The 18,069-nt window shown below is 29.2% G+C and carries 15 protein-coding genes and 1 pseudogene; all 16 read right to left on the reverse strand.

Features of this window, described 5'->3' with window-relative positions; all coding sequences use genetic code 11:
- Nucleotides 1-140: 140 nt before the first annotated feature.
- The 16 genes and pseudogenes from HM992_RS18885 to HM992_RS18955 all read right to left on the reverse strand — a co-directional run bounded on the left by HM992_RS18885 (nucleotide 141) and on the right by HM992_RS18955 (nucleotide 18,066).
- Nucleotides 141-827 (reverse strand): hypothetical protein, encoded by a 687-nt coding sequence (locus tag HM992_RS18885; RefSeq protein WP_229720567.1) that lies wholly within the window; start codon nucleotides 825-827, stop codon nucleotides 141-143.
- 20 nt (nucleotides 828-847) lie between these two features.
- The gene (locus HM992_RS18890) at nucleotides 848-2,245 is read right to left on the reverse strand and encodes a tyrosine-type recombinase/integrase (RefSeq protein ID WP_179321173.1); all 1,398 of its coding nucleotides are present in this window, start codon (nucleotides 2,243-2,245) and stop codon (nucleotides 848-850) included.
- 241 nt (nucleotides 2,246-2,486) lie between these two features.
- Nucleotides 2,487-2,642: pseudogene (locus tag HM992_RS19965) on the reverse strand (hypothetical protein); the annotation flags it as partial.
- Nucleotides 2,643-2,976: 334 nt separating this feature from the next.
- Complete coding sequence (locus HM992_RS18895) at nucleotides 2,977-3,876, reverse strand: HNH endonuclease (protein WP_179321174.1); 900 nt, start codon at nucleotides 3,874-3,876, stop codon at nucleotides 2,977-2,979.
- A gap of 211 nt (nucleotides 3,877-4,087) precedes the next feature.
- Nucleotides 4,088-5,068: a hypothetical protein gene (locus tag HM992_RS18900; RefSeq protein ID WP_179321175.1), complete on the reverse strand. Its 981-nt coding sequence runs from the start codon at nucleotides 5,066-5,068 to the stop codon at nucleotides 4,088-4,090.
- The gene (locus HM992_RS18905) at nucleotides 5,065-6,996 is read right to left on the reverse strand and encodes an AAA family ATPase (RefSeq protein WP_179321176.1); all 1,932 of its coding nucleotides are present in this window, start codon (nucleotides 6,994-6,996) and stop codon (nucleotides 5,065-5,067) included. Before HM992_RS18905 ends, HM992_RS18900 begins: the two co-directional genes overlap by 4 nt.
- Nucleotides 6,997-7,048: 52 nt before the next feature.
- On the reverse strand, nucleotides 7,049-7,303 hold the full coding sequence (locus tag HM992_RS18910) for a hypothetical protein (RefSeq protein WP_179321177.1): 255 nt from the start codon (nucleotides 7,301-7,303) through the stop codon (nucleotides 7,049-7,051).
- On the reverse strand, nucleotides 7,294-8,691 hold the full coding sequence (locus tag HM992_RS18915) for a protein NO VEIN domain-containing protein (protein WP_179321178.1): 1,398 nt from the start codon (nucleotides 8,689-8,691) through the stop codon (nucleotides 7,294-7,296). The genes HM992_RS18910 and HM992_RS18915 overlap by 10 nt, the downstream gene beginning before the upstream one ends.
- A gap of 10 nt (nucleotides 8,692-8,701) precedes the next feature.
- A complete protein-coding gene (locus HM992_RS18920; RefSeq protein WP_179321179.1) occupies nucleotides 8,702-9,391 on the reverse strand; it encodes a hypothetical protein in 690 nt (229 codons plus the stop codon).
- Between the two features lie 12 nt (nucleotides 9,392-9,403).
- On the reverse strand, nucleotides 9,404-10,897 hold the full coding sequence (locus tag HM992_RS18925) for a DUF6339 family protein (protein ID WP_179321180.1): 1,494 nt from the start codon (nucleotides 10,895-10,897) through the stop codon (nucleotides 9,404-9,406).
- Nucleotides 10,890-11,660: a hypothetical protein gene (locus tag HM992_RS18930; RefSeq protein WP_179321181.1), complete on the reverse strand. Its 771-nt coding sequence runs from the start codon at nucleotides 11,658-11,660 to the stop codon at nucleotides 10,890-10,892. Before HM992_RS18930 ends, HM992_RS18925 begins: the two co-directional genes overlap by 8 nt.
- A gap of 4 nt (nucleotides 11,661-11,664) precedes the next feature.
- Nucleotides 11,665-13,368, reverse strand: a complete 1,704-nt coding sequence (locus tag HM992_RS18935; protein ID WP_179321182.1) for a hypothetical protein — start codon at nucleotides 13,366-13,368, stop codon at nucleotides 11,665-11,667.
- 40 nt (nucleotides 13,369-13,408) lie between these two features.
- Nucleotides 13,409-14,563, reverse strand: coding sequence for a putative phage abortive infection protein (locus tag HM992_RS18940; RefSeq protein WP_179321183.1), 1,155 nt, complete (start codon nucleotides 14,561-14,563; stop codon nucleotides 13,409-13,411).
- A 2-nt stretch (nucleotides 14,564-14,565) separates the two neighbouring features.
- Nucleotides 14,566-15,777 (reverse strand): GIY-YIG nuclease family protein, encoded by a 1,212-nt coding sequence (locus HM992_RS18945; RefSeq protein WP_179321184.1) that lies wholly within the window; start codon nucleotides 15,775-15,777, stop codon nucleotides 14,566-14,568.
- Nucleotides 15,770-17,710 carry a DEAD/DEAH box helicase gene (locus tag HM992_RS18950; RefSeq protein ID WP_179321185.1) on the reverse strand — a complete coding sequence of 647 codons (1,941 nt, stop codon included), beginning with the start codon at nucleotides 17,708-17,710 and terminating at the stop codon, nucleotides 15,770-15,772. The genes HM992_RS18945 and HM992_RS18950 overlap by 8 nt, the downstream gene beginning before the upstream one ends.
- A gap of 2 nt (nucleotides 17,711-17,712) precedes the next feature.
- Entirely contained in the window at nucleotides 17,713-18,066 is a 354-nt protein-coding gene (locus tag HM992_RS18955; RefSeq protein WP_179321186.1) for a hypothetical protein, read from the reverse strand.
- Between the last annotated feature and the right edge of the window lie 3 nt (nucleotides 18,067-18,069).

Consider the following 18,069-nt stretch of genomic DNA (forward strand, 5'->3'; position numbering starts at 1 on the left):
AAGATAAAAATTTTAATATTACGCCATGTTCCAGTAATTTATAGCATTTATTCTTTATAATAATCTTCATATACAAAGTGCTTTTTTTGTTATTATGCGTCAAACAAACGTTTGTTTAACGCTAAATCACATCATATACTCTATTTTGAGTTTTTAATTTTCGCTAAATTCACATTGAAAACTGTTTCTAAAAGATATTGATCTACTTCGGCTTCCTTAATGACTAATAATCTTGATTTCTTTTTTTTGGTTTTAAGAATATCTGCTTTACCTTTTCGAACAATAGATGGTTTAAGTTCTGATATTTCTTCTTTATTATCATCTTTATTGATATCATAAAGACTATTCTTAAATACACGTTCAACCTCAAACCATGATTTCCCATCACCAAAATGACTTTTTAACTCTGCTTGATGATTTAATAATACTTGATTCTGGAGTTTTAGATAAACTTGTACTTCAGCATTATAATTAATCACATGAATTTTAGCTTCTCTTTCAACAATTTCCGTCGTATTTATCCAAGTACTCAACTCTTTAAAATAATCATCTATTAAGTAATTAAAAGCAGACTTATCTAATTTAGTTCTTAGATCTAATAGTTCAAAAATATTAGATTTAAGAAGTTTCTCTTTATTCAAAATTTGAAGAAGTTCTGTGTTATTAAAGAAAGGTTTTGTCTCACCAGCTGCATTAGTTATAAATAATGTATTAAGCAAACCTAAGGCTTCTAATTCACCAAAATCCTTATTCATAACTTCTTCTAAAATATTTCTTGGGAGAAAGAAAATTATTGGTTCCCTAATCGTCAAAATGAGTTTCTGCATATCTTTATGTAGCGCCATATTTATAATAAATTAGAATAATCCTCAGGCAATTGCGCATCGATATCTCTTAGATACTTTTCTAACGCAGTCATGGTTGTATGTCCTGTTATCTCCATAAGCTCGCTCTTTGCATTATATGGTGATGAATTCTTCACCATGCCTCTGTATAGTTTAGTGATAAATGTATGCCTAAAACTATACAGTCCATAATTTTCATTATATCCAAAATGGTCTTTAACAATCGTTTTAAAACGATTACTAAAGTAATTCCTTCGATTAATCAGTTCTGTATCCCAATGACCACATAATTTATCTGGTGTAAACAGTAATAATTCACCATCCATTTTTGATAAATCTGGTAATTCTTTAAATAGTTTATCAGGAATAATTTTTGTCTTTAAAATCTTGTTTTTGGCTTGAACTTGAAGTTTTTTTTCTTCTAAATTTATATCCTTTACTCTTAATCGACATACCTCTATTGGTCTCAAAAGATTATAAGAAACAAATTTTATATAAAGTAGCAATAATTGATCATTAACCTCTAAATATTCAAATATTGCTTCCTGTTCTTTAATAGAATAGGTTTTATTTCGTTTCGGTTGCGTTTTAATAGATTTAATTTGAGAGATAAAATTCTTCTCAATGATTTCATTATCCTCAAGAATTTGAAATATGCTACTAAAAACTGTTCTATAATTATTACGATTTCTTGCTGATGTTTTTAATTGTATATAATTTAAAAATTCAACAACCATTTTCTTACTTATTTGGTTGCAATAAATTATATCTTTATTGTTAGCCTTCAACCATTTCTTTAATTGGTTGATTCTACTTTTATAATCATTTAAAGTGGTTTTACTAACAATATTTATCTTCAACAGTAGAGCTCTATCAAGGGCTTCATCTATTGTATGTCCTTTAGCTGTTGCCAATTCGTCTACTACAGTTTTCTTTTTTAAACCTTCAACCAAAACCGTTTTTGGTTGAGAATTTGGTTGGTAAATATCAACCGCATCAAATTTCGGTTGCTGAGAATCTAAAACTGTTTGATTCATATTCTGTTTTGGTTGCAGAATGGTTGCTTTTTGAGAAATCACCTTAAGTTTCTCACTATGAAACTTTGTATTATCTTCAAATGGATTATATCCCTCTTTTAAAAGTTTGAGCAATCTCCTTTTGTAAAGGTTCAAAACGGAATAACGTGACTCTTTAGTTTTAAAGCGGTGAGCTTTTCCGTAAATATTTTTCATTCTCTTGAGCTTACCCGTTCGAGGATTGCGATAAGAGAAGTAAATGTACCAACGCTTACTCAGGTCACCTTTAGCATCAAAGATTTTTGGTGTAGAAAATTTTGTTTTGTGTTCCAAATCGTGTTCATTTTGACAGTCTAAGGTAACCAATTCATAAATACTTTGCATAAAAAAACGGTTTAGAGTGAACTAAACCGTTGATTTTAGAGTGATTTACACTTAGTAGCGGGAACTGGACTCGAACCAGTGACCTTCGGGTTATGAGTTTGATATTTTTACCAAAAAGCAACCTTTTTTAACCTTTCCGCTATAAAATCGTGTACTGTATTGTGTACTCTGATTAATAGTTAATTTTCAAATATAACAACTAATTCATAATAACATTCCTTTGAAAAATTTTTTCTTCACTTTAAATCTCAAACAGATATAAACCGCCTTCTAAATGATTAATGTCAACCTCACTTGGTATATCCTCATAAGACATTATTAATTGAAATAGATTATTATAAATTTTTAAAGAGCCTTCATAGTTTATTGCAACAATATTTATTCTTCCATTACTTGGGTTTGGATAAAGTCTAAATACTTTTAAATTATCATTATTAGATAATGTTTCAAAAAAGAACTCTTCAGTTCATACAGAGCTACAATTATTATAAATGTCTTTAAATTAAAAATGTATATAATTGGTAGAATTGTTCGTTAAGCCAGATATGTTTACGTCTTCTTAAAACATATAATTTACCTCAAAATTTTAGTTGTCAACAAAATTTAGATCGACTAAAAATAATATTATATATAAATCTCACCAACAGAATTTAACTCACTCGTTTTATTAGCAATACATCTTACACGTGTTAATAAGACAATTTATTTTGATGTTATTTCCACCAAAATTATTAAAACGGTAAATCATTATCTATAAAAGTTTGTGTTGGTGGTTGCATAATATATTTTTGAACATTTGGCAACTTATACTTTAACTCATCATCAGTCAATTTCATAATGAAAGACCTTGCTCTGTCTCTGACTAAGTTGTTATTTTTATCATATTTATCCAACGTTTTATATCTTGACTCTAAAACTTTTTGGAAAACAGTTTCTGAAATTAAATTTCCATTACACTTAAAACAAATTCCATTATCATAATACCAATATTGAGGGATATACCCCATACCACCACATCTATTGCAGATTGGATTTGCACTCGACACTTCATTTTTATTATACTCATCTCCATAGACTGGTATAGTTTTATTTAAATGTCTTTTTGAATGACATTCAGCGCACAAGGTTACAAGTGCTTCATCATTGAGATTCCATGGAAGTTTATCTTTAACGTAATAGTTGTGATGCACATGATTATAACTACCTCGACACCCACAATCTCTACATTTATAACAGTCTCTTAATAATATTCTAAGTCTTTTATATCGCCATTCAAAAGACAAAAGCAAATCACCATAATTGATATTATTTGGTTCTTTTTTAATTAATAAATCTGATACTGATAAACTTCTTTCCAGATAATTTAAGGTTTCTCCCTTCCAATTATCAAACTTATACTTATCATTATTGCTTTTATAATTTTGAATATTTAAACTGTTTTTTGAAGCTCTTAAAACAACAGAATTGTGTGTTTTTTCATTCCTTTGGGATTCATTATGAACTCTTTCATAATATCTATTATCTATCGATGTTTTTTTTTCTCTTCCTAAACCTCGAGATTCATTTGAATTTAACTTCATTACCAATGCAACAATACCTGCAAACACTAATAATCCTAAAATCACAATCATAATGTACTATTTAAATAAATTTTAAACAAAATATAGTATTCATGTAAAACAATACACTAAGTCATTTTAAAAACTAACTGAAGAAATGAAATCATTGCAAGAATAATTAATATCACAATTACGTGATTAGCATAATTCTTAGGCTCTTCTTCCATCTTTTAAATTTAAGAAAAATCAAACAATCCAATTAGTATAAATTTTACACCAAAATTTAACTTATTATACCTAGTTCCTTCAAAATATCTCGCTTCATTTTACTTAGAGGTCTTTTAATAAAGTTTTTTTCTTCAACATGAGTGCCGAATGCAAGTCTATATAATTCTTCCATTGAGACATTATTATCGACTGTTGATAGTAAACCTTTAAGTTTTAGCAAGTAATCGACAGAGTAGAGTTTTCTGAGGCGCACCAAGTCATGAATTTCATCAGTATGAGTTTCATAAATCTCTTCTAGTTTAAATGCGATTATTGTATTATGCTCTTTAGAAGGAAAAGGCCTCTTAATATGGAAACAGTATTTGTTTATACTCTCTATCCAATAACTAAAACTAATATCTGTATTCTCTGGTAAATATGGATGAAGATAATCCCTTGTATTCATTATCGTGGTTGTCTTTGTACTACTATTGCATATATGGCAACTTGGTATGAGATTATAAAATGATAATGCTAATAATGGATAAGTTTCCTTTGGAAACCAATGATCAAATTCTGGTCTGGTTACTTTTTTAGGTTTTATTACTGTCTTAGTATAAACCCTATTGCAATAAACGCATGTATTAACATTTAAATTTTCAGCCAAATCATATGTTGAATACAAGGTTTTTTTATTAGCGAATGCACCAGTATACTTAAAAATAGAGTTTATTTCATTTACTACAGTAATATACTTTGCGAGCAACCGTTTTTCAGGATTTAACCTGTTTCTAGCCCATTTTTTTTTAATTCTTAAATAATCCTCCCATTCAGCAATATTTAAAGTGCTAATAGTCCTTAACCAATCCTGATGATGTCCATCTAATCTATCTGGCAAATCGGTTAAAATTCTTCTAATTCTAAATTCATTTAAAAAGTCTTTCAACTCACCATTAGGCAAGTCATCAACCCTTTCTAATACAATTGGCAATATCTTATCAGCATGGCTATTCTTTGCTGAAACTATTTTAGGATTATATGGATCTAGAAATATCATTTTTTATGATTTCTTCTCAAGATATCTCTTAAATAATTTGTTTGTTTTTCGATCATATCATTTATAAATACTTCATCCACTTCAATATCACTTAGCATTTCAACCAATTTATTTCTTAACACAGGCTCTTCGATTAATTTAATAATTTTTTTTACATCTGTAAATTCGTCTATATTATAATCACCATTCTTGTCTCTGTTACTATTAATCCATTTTATCACCCATTTAATTTTAGAATTTGCAAAATCGCCAATGAGAAGATTGTCAAGGAAAAAAGAGTGTCCTAATAGATCATTAACGTTTGCAGCAAATGTAGCACTTGGCCTTAATTGGTTATCTAGTCCTAATATTCTATTATTTACTTCTGAATGCAAGTAAATCACATTGGTATTAGGAATATCACTTAATGAAAGAGGATCATGTGTCGTAAATACTATTTGCACTTTAGCACCTAATTCCTTAAAGAAATCTATAGAAAACTCAATAACTGTATTAACAAACGACCTCTTCCATGACGGATGGTACCCTAAATCAGCCTCATCTAAAAATAACAAATAATAATCTTCTTTTTTTATGGTTTGAATATCTAGTATATGCCTTGAAAAAAAATCGTAGAGTCTACTATACAAGTTCAACATAGCTGTTTCCCCTGAGCTTAATCTGCGTTCTGCAAACTCTGGACTAACAAAATGCTGTAATTCACTTACGGAATCAAAAATATTTTTATCACCATTTTCAGTTGCCAAATAATATTTTGGCAAAGCAGCTAATAGACTCTCGTTTAAGTCTAATAATTCATTCAAGTTGCTTTCCTCAAATAAAATGAAATTTTTACCCCAATTTAAATGTAGTATTACATCTTCGCCATATTCTAAATTGTCAATATAATTGTTTAAATAGTATAAAATAGCTAAAACCTCTTTATCTGGCAGAGGATGCTTTCCTCCTTTTGAATAATGGTAATTTCTTAACCAATACTCAAACTTTACAGTTGCTGACAAATTAGAGTTGATAATTTCTTTTGCCTCTTCCCGATTATCAAAATGTCCTTCTTGTAAATAGAAATTACTTTTCTCCATCAGTCTTATCAACAAACAAAAAAGATCCATCAAAATTATATTCTTGAATAAATTTTTATGAAGTTCATAGCGTTCAACATCTGTAGCAACGGATCTATTGATTGAATCATATTCAGACTGAATCTGACTAAACAAACGAAATAAAAAGTCTCTAAAATCATCAGGTGTCTCGTCAAAGTCTATACCTCTTTCTGAAGTCTTTATTTTATGTCTAATAAATACAACCTTATATAAATTGTCATTTAATAATCCATATTGAGCAATTACTTTCTTTGCAAATTTAGATTTCTGAAACTTTATAAATCTTTTATAATCTGCACGCTTTAATCTTTCAGAGATTACAACTTTAGTATTAGCATCATAAGTTGAGTCTATGTTTACTAAATCTTCACGCAGGTAACGATCTGCACTAATATCTATTCCCGAAGCTCTTATTTTATGATCTAAGTATGGTGAATAATATATAGTCCCTATTTCTTTTTTAAGAGGTTTAGGTGTAAAACCGATGTGAGAAATAGGAATTGTCCATCTATAATTATTGATATATACATTTCTATCTCTATCCTCCCAAATTGTAAAACCTGTGGTATAATTTCCATTTAATAGATCAATTACTTTATATATTAATGAAGTTTTTCCACTTCCATTATTGCCAACAATAGCAGAAATATTAGTTACTGTATTACTTAAATCAAACAGATTATCTACAAAGATTTCATTCTTTGCTGCATTAATTCTACATCTACCATTTCCAACTTTAATATCATAATAATTAAAACCCCCTAAATTAATAGTTAAATCACCATTATCTGAATCCTGATCTTCAATAAAAACTGCTGCTAATCTCATACTATTATTAAAATCTTAAAATATTATTAAACACGCAATCTAATGGCATCTTCTATAATTTATATATCATTTTATCTTTAGCATATAAGTATGTTCTACCTGTTGGCTTTTTACATACTTTCACATTTTCTGTTCTAAACTTTGTACCGATTGGATGTGCTTTGCGTTCTTTACTACTGCACTCGATTACAATATTAGTAGGTAATCCTTGATTTGATAATGGTCTTACTCTAATACGACCTGTTTCTGGGTCTAAAAAACTTTCGCATTTAATGTTATCGTGGTAATTACCTAAAATTAAATCCATGCTATCTTTGAATTATTAATTGTAAACACAACTCTATTAGCTTTATAAGCTTTGTTTTGTTTGGCACATGGAATTAGTTGACGAGATTCCATATCTTTCAGTAAATCCATAAAACGCCCATATTGCGGAATAGAATCTACATTTTTCACATAACACAACCTATATTTTCCTTTGTTCTCTAAATAGAAATCCCACTCATTTTTGGTCAATTGAAATTCATTTAAATCAGAAGCTGATCCTTTGCACTCATAATAAAATGTGTCTTTATCATTTTCCACTAAAAAATCATAAGGCTTACCTTGCTCTCCATTTTCGTTTAACCAAGTCACTTTAATAGAATCACGCTTAAAAAGCTCTTGCAATTTTTCATATAAATACTCTTCAGCTGAACGACCAATGCGTTCATTATGTATTTTGTTTTCTACTACTACAACATCATCCTCAATTTGATCATTAGAGTGTAAAAGGCTCAAAATATTGTTTAATTGACTAGATATATATTCTAAAGATGTTGTGTTTTTATGCACTTGCTTTTCTAAAACAGTTGAGTCAGTTTCTGCGGCTGCTGCTTTTTCTTCTGCTAGTACCTTTTTGTCTTCAACAATTTTTTCTCTCCCTTCTATTTTAGGTTTTTCAATTATGCTGATTGCTGCAATAGATTGGGTTTCTTTTATATTATCATCTAAAGCCTTAGCTACTATTGTGGTATTTAATTTAGACAACAGCACATTTAATGCATCCTTATCATAATTTAAAGCCTTTAAATTGGTATAAATACCACCTGTTTTTTCTGCTAAATTTTTAGATTTCTTTAAAGCCACATCGTCTTGAGCTATACCGATAAAATGAATTGTACAGTCCTTCTTTTTCTCTTTTATTAGGCTTAAAATTTCTTCGTCAAAATTTTCTTTATCATTAGCATCACCATCACTTAAAATCAAAATATTCAGTTTATTAACTGGTTTATGTATAGTTACAGATAAAGCCCACCATAGTGGTGTACCTCCAATTTCAGGGTTTTTAATTGAATTAACTGCAGTAATAATTGATTCTTTATTGTAACCATCTTTGTAAACTGGGTGTAACTTGTGTGGCATAGGATAATACCATACATATTCTTTAACACCTTCTTTATTTACTTCCCATTTATAACTTTTTTTTCTATTTCCCTTTGCGTCGAAATTATAGCTATTTCGGAATGAAGAAATTTCTAATATTTCAACAAAAGACAAATTATTGAGAAGCGATTCAATTAATATTTTTTTTACTAAATCTGTACGTGTGCTTTTTTGATCTGGCAATAAATATTCATCTTCATGTTCTTTGCTTCCTTTCATAAAACCCATACTACCAGAAGCATCAATAAGTATTTCAAAATGTGTTTCCATAGTTTTGGTATTAATTACGCTTAGACTTGTCTCTTATCACTTGTTGTAATTCCAAACAAAACGATCTAAAATTTGGAATTAAATCCTTTAAAAACTCATGATTCAAAAGAAATTCATTGTCCTCTGCCAAACTTAAGTTCTTATTATTATCAATGTATCGCGTTACATATTTATTACCTTCTTCAAGGTATCCGAAATTATGAGTAATATTATTTCTTATAGATTGCAAACACATTAAGTCGCTCCACTGCTTTTCTAAAATTTCATTTGATTCTAGATTTGCTTCATTAGTTAAATAATATTTAATGCTTAATAGTAAACTTGGTTTTACTTTTTTAAATGGTTTGTTTAATTCAAATAAGGTATTTACTCTATCACATAGATTTTTTAGTGTTTTTTCAAACATGCTCATAATTAATACCAAAGTTGAGTGCCTATTCATATTAGGAAAAACATTAGTCATAATTTCTTCTGCATTAAACGTATCACCATCAATTAGTCTAAAATGAGTAGAAATACTCGCACCGTGTTCATATTCTTCTATTTCTACCTGTTTATATTTGTGATATTCAGTAATAGCAAAGCTATTTGATATTTCACACTGCTCTATAAAAGCTTCTATTAAATCAATACCAGCCGCAACATTTTGATCATACCAATTATAAGTGCCACCAACTATAAATTCTCTTTCCTCCGACATACTAATTCACTATTAAAAAAGATTATACTCAACATTGTCACTATAATCATTAATTATTGCAAACTCTTTTTTGTAAGTAGAATTATCAAAAGACTTACCCGTAGCATTAAATGACTTAAAAATAAGTCTAGTAAGTTTAGTTTCTAATTCTATAGGTAACATTAAGTATTCTAAAGTGTCATATTCATCACTCATTGTTTTATACCCTTGAAGCCCAACATTACCATTATTACTTTTTAATTGATCTGTAAGAAATGCCTTGAAGTATTTAGAACCATTACTATGGTAAATAATACCAATTATAGCTTTCTCCTCAGTTAATAAAATTCGATTTATAGTATTACCTCCATAAATGCCATTTTGGTAAAGTTTACGTTTCTTTTTAAATAATTCTGAAACCTTTATTCTATTGATATAGCCTGATTCATTATAACAAATAAGTAAGTAACCGTTTTTACAACTTTTACCGATTCCCATTTGATAATCAAAACCTTTAACAGCATTGCCTGTTAAATTATATTCTCCATTAGTTCTTAAATTAAAATATTTTAAAGCTTTTTCTTTTGTCTGTTTTTTATTTTCAGCCCTACCCTTAATTCGGTTTTTAGGCTCTTTTTGTGGATCTTTTGGAATACTCTCTTCGCCTGCAAAGAAACCTTCTTGTTTCTTTTTTATTTCTTCTATACGTTTTCTTGATACTTTTTTACCTAATTGAACTTTTCTTGCTCTTTGAAAAACAGTGTCTTTATATGCTTCCAATTTTTCAAACACTTCATCCTTTTCTAAATAACTCAATACTGTTAAACCGCCTATTTGGTTTAAAGTTTTTATCATTTGCTGTGCAATTGCTTCTGAACCAATTCTTCTACCATCTAGTTCTGCATCTTTATATTTATGGTAAAAATCTAAAGCCGCTTGTAGTACTTTTCTATCTCTGATCAACTGATATGACCCAATGTTTTTATCCCTTAAGTTTCTTTCTGAAAGAAAAATTTTGCTGTAGTAATATTTATCAGCAAGGGTTTCATCTACTGTTAATTGAATTGCCCACCATAAACCTGCAATTGGCGACTTCATTAAGCTATTCTGAGATGGCTCAAGGGACAAGAAAAACCTTTCTATATCATTTTTCAAACCCTGATCATCTTCAGTCTCATCATCATCCAATTTCTGAATCCAACGCTCTTTTATGTAGCTAAAAAAAGAATCGAGATTAAGGTATAACCAATACAAATTATTAGATGCTTGGTTTGAATTTATGGGAAGTGCTTCATATAAAATTTTTGCTAACGAAAATTCATCTTTAGGATTGTTTTTATATGACCTATAAAATTGATCTACTGCTTCCTCATTTAAAACAGGATAACTAGAATCATCCTCTAAGTCTACTAAACGAAAATCGAAGGTCTCGTTTTTATATTTAGCTAAAAAGTCATCTAGCGCTTCGTAGTTCTTAAATTCATCTCTTAATAATGAAAGACTTTCTGTTGTAAATATCTTACTCATCTTGGTTTTGTTTTTCTTCAGCTATTAAATAATCTATTAACTTAATACTTGGCTTTTCTAACAAATCTTGTACAAATCGTAAATGATCCGTTTCCTGAGGGTAATCCTCATCACTACCTGAGAATTTTCTCCATCGATTCAACAACTCCTTGTACCATATTAAATTATCTCTTTTTGAGTTTCCCTTTAACTCCTTGCAAGCTTCTAGCAAAGCAATTTGTGCAAATTGAGAGGTAAGCACCTTTTTAATTAATAATGAGTTTTGTTTCTTTAACAAAAACTCATATTGCTTCTTCGGAATTTTTATTTTTATTGTGTGATCTGAAGTTGATATAAATAATTCATTACTCTCTGAAGTTTCAAATGAAATCAATCCTGTACTCCTATTATCAATGTCTTTTTTAAAAGAGCCAAAATGTGCAATTGGCATCCCTTTTTGCAAAATTTGTGAATCCCATTCAAATTCTTTGTTAGAAACTAATAACACATCAACTGTAAAATTTAAGCTTACTTTATCTCTTGGGATAGTAATAATGAGTTTTAAATCGTCACTTGTTGCAAATACTTTTCTATACATTGTTGCTGAACAGTTGATTTCAGCAATAATATCAATATTATCATTTACATCAGTAAATTTATCATCCATAATATAGTAATCTGGCAAATTCACTTCGTACTTAAAGTAATCTATCTCATGAGGTAAATCCACAAGGTTAATCGTAGTTACATCTACATCATATGGGAAATTTGTAGTTTGCTTCATAAGCTTATTTGTTTAAAGTTGTAATTGAAGGAGCGACTAAGTAAGGGCAATCTAACTCAATAGTATTCACAATGTTTTCTCCTTTCTTTACATCTAATTCTAAAGTATTACCTTCAATACTACCATTGGAAGCATTGATAATATTAATAACATCCTTACTTGAATCAGTTCCAATACTAATTTTAAATCTTTGATTATTTGCTGCTTTTTTTGAATTGAATTTAAGCCGATAAACATATTTACCATTACTATAAATTGCCTTAAAAGAATGCTTTCCAATTAAACGATCTTTTGTATCTTCTGAAGGTTCTGGCTTTATTCTATCACCATCCTTCTTTTGCTTACTAACTATATTTCCTCCAGAAAAACTAAAAAGATTATCTAGCGCATCGATATTAAAAGAGCTTTGATTCCCTAAACCAGAATACAGTATATATTTTTCTCTAATGAACTCTTTAATCTCACCTAAAGTTATTTTTGCTTGTTCTGTAACGCTGTGATTTAAGTTAGGGTTCCATGTATCGTGTGCATCATTTTCTATGTTTTTTAAAAATGCATTTCCCTCTGTATTATCACATAAAAAAATACCTGCAAAACCAGCATCTAGATCATTTTCTTTAAAAATCAACATTTTTGTTTGCCTAAATCTTGCAACTGCTCCTAAATTGTACGCTTCATTTTTATGTAACCACAATTTACAATTACCAATATTTGCAATGTGTTTTGTATAAGTTGTTCCATTTTTATAAACTTCAAAAAATGATCTTGGGTTTTGTTTATTACCTGATTTATAATCTCTATAATCTCGAAAATAAAAATTAATATAACCTTCAATCCTCTCTGCATTTATAGTTTCATCCTCTACTCTTACAATTAATTGTTCTTCTGCAATAGCAAACCAATAATTTCGTAAAACCTCACGAATTACTTCTCCTCTAAAATCTGCAATATCCCAAAACCCTATGACAAAAACTGAAGTTCCTTTTTTATCGCGTTGAAATAGTGATGGAATTTCTGAGTTTTGTTTTACAGAAAGATCTCCATAAAACCCTTTGTAATTATATTGCGTGCCAACATCAAAAGGACTAACGTGATTTGAAAGTTTTGCTGCACCACGATATCTGTTGCCTTCTTCATTTTTTGTAGAAACCAACATAGTGCGTAAATAAGAACTTGCATAATAAGCTGCTTTACCTACGCCTTTACTACCTTGAGAACCTGATGTAGCTTTTGTAGATTTAAATATACCTTGTGTTAAACTTTGAAAGGGTTTTGACCCCATACCTGTTGTATTGTAATCGGAAATTTCTAAATAGGAATATGAATCTTTAGAAAAAGCTTCTATATGACGCTGTATTTCCTCATTTTCTGCTTCGTCATTCTCAAAATTTACACAAGCTTTTATATGATCTTCTATTGCACTAAAATTTGGCAACCCAGACTTTTTAATAGAACCAGTTTTAATAACGACTTCCACTTGAGTTTGTTCATTGTCTATATCTAAAGCATCACAAGAATTTTGAATAGCTTCTCTTACGATAGATTTAGCTGGATTTATACCAAATTTCTCAATGTCATTGTCTTTAAAACCAACAATATCATTAAGTTCTGTATGTTCTGCAAATTGCCATTTTATACTCATATCTGTCTTCTTCTTATTAGAGATTTCACCAACTATAAATTCTATATAGCTAGACTTATTAAACATCTATTTTGTCTCAAAAACTTCTAATACTTTATCTCTTTTATCAATCGTAATCTCCCCACTCAAAAAGAGTGTCTTTTCTGCTTACCTCATTTCCTTTTATATAAGCTTCAAAGTGTTTTCTTGGACTTTCAGGGATAGTAATTCTATCCACTGGAATATTATGAATCATTCTATAAGTAGTAAGATAATTAGTGTTACGTGGTTTTATACTATTCCAATCTTTACCAAAACCAATTCTATAATTTAGATACAGTAGATGTTGTTCTGAATTAGAAAGCTGCGCTCTTAAAATTTTTAAGTAATTTCTAGCTACATAATAATCTTTTGTACCGTATCCCCCTGCATATTTAGTTGTAACCATTTTAACTATGGCATACAGATTTCTATAATAATGAGATAGCCTTGATTCATGTCCTTCAAAAGGATAAAAACTAAATTGATGTGAACTTTGCCTATTTGTTACTCCTAATTTGTGCCTCTCATAAAACTTCCCTTGAATTTTAATTAATTTTAAAGTTACATTAGTATCTAACATCTGAAAACAAACTCGCAAAGAAGCTTGTTCAGAGCCTAATCCAAAAAAGAAGATTCTATAGGCATAATTTAATAGATACTCATAAATATTTGGATAATTAGAAATATCCTTTCCTAAATATTTATTTGATTCTTCTATTACAACTTGAATTATTGATTCTAATTCCCTAACCATTCCATGAAACAACTTTCTACCTTCCACGGATCTAAAAACCTCAGAAGAGATTAATTTTTTATCAGGTATAATTTTTTTATCGATTCCTATTGCAAATTCTTGCGAGGTAACGTGATCAAAAAATGTTACTTTCATTTCATTGATATTATCTTTATGAAGATCTAACATTTTATAAAACTGAGATTCAAATTGTTGAATTTTAAATTGTTCTTGAACTTGAAGGTTTGCTAGATATTGAATATAGAATGCTAAAAAAGTTAATAGTGCTGCAACTACTCCTATGATTGGATTTAAAAATCCGCCTACTAAATCTCCGATAGGTCCTAAATTTTTGAAATCATAATTATTAGTAAGAAAAGCAGGAAGTAATAAGAATAAGCCTCCGAATACTGCTAAAGCTATAAATAAAAAACTTAATTTAGTGTAGTACTTTACTAAATAAGAATCAATTTGTTCTTTAACGATTTTATTTTCAGATATTCTCATATTTACTTTTTAATCAATATCATATTAATACTATCATATCTATAGCCCACAATCTCGCCTGACAATACCAATTGAATAACTTTATCAATTATAGGCAAAGGCACAACAAACCATTCTCTTGGTGTTATTCTTCTTCCTTTATCGTCATATATATCAATGTTTAAACATACTTCTGCGAAAAAGCGATGTATTAAGTGTTCAAACTTTTGAGTATTCATATTATAACATTTATAACCATCTACAATAACAACGTCAGACATTAAATATGTAGGTTCTTTGGAAGCATTTTTAATACGCTCTTGAACAGGTACTGTTGAAAACCCAATTTTATATAAATTCTCAATAGAAGATATTTTTGGATTAATAGATTTTGATTTTAGAATATAAATCCATCCAGATTCTGAATCTTCTTCATTTACAGAATTTACATTATTAAACAACTTTTTATCGATTTCAGTTTCAGTATGAGATACAATTCTACCATCATTATCCTTGTGTAAAAGCGCTTTGTCTAACGAACGATACTTCATGTTACTAAACGTACCATTTTCAAAAACAATACGAGTACGACCATCTTTACGTAACCTGTTACCTGATGGTAATGTTACATTCTCTGTTTCAATATTTGCTTCTTCCAAAAAGAGCAACATACCATTTAAAATATAATAAGAACCTGCCTCTAAATTAGAGCCAGCTTTTGCGTAAGATGATAAGCTACGTTTACCATCTTTCAATTCTTTATGTACTTTTTTAAATTGTGTTTCATAAGGTACAAAATCTTCATTTTTCATTGCTTTTCGTTGAGCAACAAAATCAGAATCTGCTCTTTCTGAAGAATGCTTTACATGTTTCAATTTAAAAATAGATTGAGTCTCATCTGTATCTAATATCCCTAAATCATCATCATTTAATATATCTGTTACTGACTTTACTTCTTCTTTAGTATTTAATAGATTATGTGAATCATAAGGCTTTAATATCTGCACTTTTTTAACATCTTTTCTTAATGCTTTTAATCTTGATAGTAGTTTAAACTCAGTAACATTAGTTGCTTCTGGTTCACGATTATTTTTTTCAAAAAAGATATTAATATCTTGGAACGATTCAATCAAGCGTTCATCTTCCGTTTTTACATTAGAGTTTTTAGGTTTAGAATCTAAAATACCAAACTCATCATCATTAAATATATCTTTTAATGTTTTCTTTTTACTCATTTGCTTGGGCTTTACGCTTTTGCTCTTTTAAAAATATAATTGCTTCTGCTAAACGTCTTTCTTGTGGGTCGAAAGATTGAATACTTGGTTGTTCTCCTGTTTTTGCTATCCAGTTTTTTATTTTAGGCCACAATATAATTGCTTCCTCATCAGTCATTGTTATTCTTGTAGCATCAATAGTTTCTTGGATTGCTTTAAATACTGATGCTGTTACCGATTTAGATAATATTTCAAATGCCTTTTGAAATGGATTGATTGTATCTATTAAATCTATATTTATATCATCAATATTTACAAAACTATCTGCCATACGAATAAAGCGTTTATCTCCTACTTCTTCAATAGTACCGTTTTTTATTACAGAATCTACCACAATATGTTGACGTACAGCTTCTACTTCTTCATCAGATAAGTCTGGATAGGTTTCTTTAATAATTTTTGGTATTAATACTTTATTAATGACTTCTGGGTCTACATTACCAGGCATTGCCTTTAGCATTGTATCATCTTGCATTATTTTTGCTTTTAAGTCATTAATATCACTTTCAATAATATCTTTTGCTCTTTGTGAACTTGGTAACTTAAAGCCATTTATTTTTATAGTATTTTCATCATCCTCTGAATCATCCTCTTCTTCTTCGTCTGGAAATTTTGGTTTAAATTTAAAATTAGGTGCTAACACTTGCTCCATTAACAATGACGCAGTAATAGCTTTTAGCATATTATTTACTGATAATTTTACTAAATCATCTTCTGCATCCGGTTGTGCTATTAAATTGGTAAACTGAGAATGTGATTTGTTTTCACTATCTCTTGTTGCTCTACCTATAATTTGAATAATTTCTGTTAATGAACCTCTATAACCAACAGTTAAAGCGTGTTCGCAATATGGCCAATCAAACCCTTCTTTTGCCATACCTAATGCTATGATAATATCTATATCATCTACACTTGTTACATTACGCAAATACTCTTGTATTTTATCTCTATCCTTTTGGTTATCGTGGACTAAATCTGCAATCTTTAGCGTTTTACCTGTAGCCTTACTTATTACATATAAAACACCTGTATCTGGGTCTTGATAATCCAACTCACCTAAACCGTCAACAATTCTATTCACTTCTTCGTATTTATCTTTTTCAGATTCCCCTGAATTTACACTTGGTATATGAATTATTGTCTTTTTGTTTTCATCTAATACTTCGTGAATAGCTGATGTATATCTACCTTGATAAAAATGATAGCCAATACCTAAAGACTTTAAATAATTATAACCATTTAATTGTTGGTAATAATCGTACTTAACTTTTGTGAATTTAGCTTCATCTTCTGGTAATAAAATGGGTACAGAATCTCCTCTAAAGAAAGAACCTGTCATTGCTACTACGTGAGCAGTAGATTTATCCATTATACTACTTAGTACAATACCTAACTTGTTATCCCCATCTACCGATACGTGATGAAATTCATCTATTGCTAATAAACAATCATTGAGTTGTTTTTCGTCTATGGCATCAAATGCAAAACGTAAAGTAGCATGTGTACAGATTAGTATTTTTTCATCACTTTCTAAAAAGTTTAAAAATGCTGTTACTTTACTTTTTTCTAAACCAGGTGTACATAAATTATATCTTGGATTAGGTTCCCAATCCGCAAAATAACCATATTTCTTTAATTCTGTTTTAGCAAACGAACTACCAATAGACCTTTCGGGAACTGCTACAATTACTTTTTTAATATCTTGATTTATTAATTTATCTAAACCTATAAACATTAAGGCACGAGATTTACCAGAAGCTGGCGGTGCTTTAATTAATAAATATTGAGCAGTACGAGCCTCAAATGCTTTCTGTTGCATTTCTCTCATACCATATTCATTGGTACTTTTACTTTTACCTGTTTGTTGGTATTTTACGTGTACTATATCTGGCATAATTAATCTTTAAATTCTTTTACTTCCTCTAATTCTATAATACAAGTGTCTATTTCTCCATCTTCAATCCACTTCCCTATCAATATACTTTTTGTCTTATTACTATAAAAGTTCAAATCAATTTTGCCTGCAAAGCCATCATCACCCATTAATTTTGAAGACCCAGAGAATGCGAATCCATCTTTAGATTTTAAATTAATCTGAACACTTGTATCATTATCAAGAAGTGTATAACTCATTTTAAAAATATTGTCACTTAATATAGCACGAGTTATCTCGTTAACTTCATGAGTTTCGATAATTATATCCTTGTAGTCGCCTTCATATCTATATATTAATCCGATAAACCTTCTCATTTA

Source organism: Winogradskyella helgolandensis, from assembly GCF_013404085.1.
GTDB classification, from domain to species: Bacteria; Bacteroidota; Bacteroidia; order Flavobacteriales; family Flavobacteriaceae; genus Winogradskyella; species Winogradskyella helgolandensis.

Excerpts from the sequence above, each read along its gene's own strand:
- HM992_RS18895 (WP_179321174.1), bottom strand. The coding sequence starts at position 3,876 with ATGATTGTGATTTTAGGATTATTAGTGTTTGCAGGTATTGTTGCATTG.
- HM992_RS18920 (WP_179321179.1), bottom strand. The coding sequence starts at position 9,391 with ATGTCGGAGGAAAGAGAATTTATAGTTGGTGGCACTTATAATTGGTAT.
- HM992_RS18940 (WP_179321183.1), bottom strand. The coding sequence starts at position 14,563 with ATGAGAATATCTGAAAATAAAATCGTTAAAGAACAAATTGATTCTTAT.
- HM992_RS18935 (WP_179321182.1), bottom strand. The coding sequence starts at position 13,368 with ATGTTTAATAAGTCTAGCTATATAGAATTTATAGTTGGTGAAATCTCT.
- HM992_RS18890 (WP_179321173.1), bottom strand. The coding sequence starts at position 2,245 with ATGCAAAGTATTTATGAATTGGTTACCTTAGACTGTCAAAATGAACAC.
- HM992_RS18930 (WP_179321181.1), bottom strand. The coding sequence starts at position 11,660 with ATGAAGCAAACTACAAATTTCCCATATGATGTAGATGTAACTACGATT.
- HM992_RS18915 (WP_179321178.1), bottom strand. The coding sequence starts at position 8,691 with ATGGAAACACATTTTGAAATACTTATTGATGCTTCTGGTAGTATGGGT.
- HM992_RS18945 (WP_179321184.1), bottom strand. The coding sequence starts at position 15,777 with ATGAGTAAAAAGAAAACATTAAAAGATATATTTAATGATGATGAGTTT.
- HM992_RS18910 (WP_179321177.1), bottom strand. The coding sequence starts at position 7,303 with ATGGATTTAATTTTAGGTAATTACCACGATAACATTAAATGCGAAAGT.
- HM992_RS18925 (WP_179321180.1), bottom strand. The coding sequence starts at position 10,897 with ATGAGTAAGATATTTACAACAGAAAGTCTTTCATTATTAAGAGATGAA.
- HM992_RS18900 (WP_179321175.1), bottom strand. The coding sequence starts at position 5,068 with ATGATATTTCTAGATCCATATAATCCTAAAATAGTTTCAGCAAAGAAT.
- HM992_RS18885 (WP_229720567.1), bottom strand. The coding sequence starts at position 827 with ATGCAGAAACTCATTTTGACGATTAGGGAACCAATAATTTTCTTTCTC.
- HM992_RS18905 (WP_179321176.1), bottom strand. The coding sequence starts at position 6,996 with ATGAGATTAGCAGCAGTTTTTATTGAAGATCAGGATTCAGATAATGGT.
- HM992_RS18950 (WP_179321185.1), bottom strand. The coding sequence starts at position 17,710 with ATGCCAGATATAGTACACGTAAAATACCAACAAACAGGTAAAAGTAAA.
- HM992_RS18955 (WP_179321186.1), bottom strand. The coding sequence starts at position 18,066 with ATGAGAAGGTTTATCGGATTAATATATAGATATGAAGGCGACTACAAG.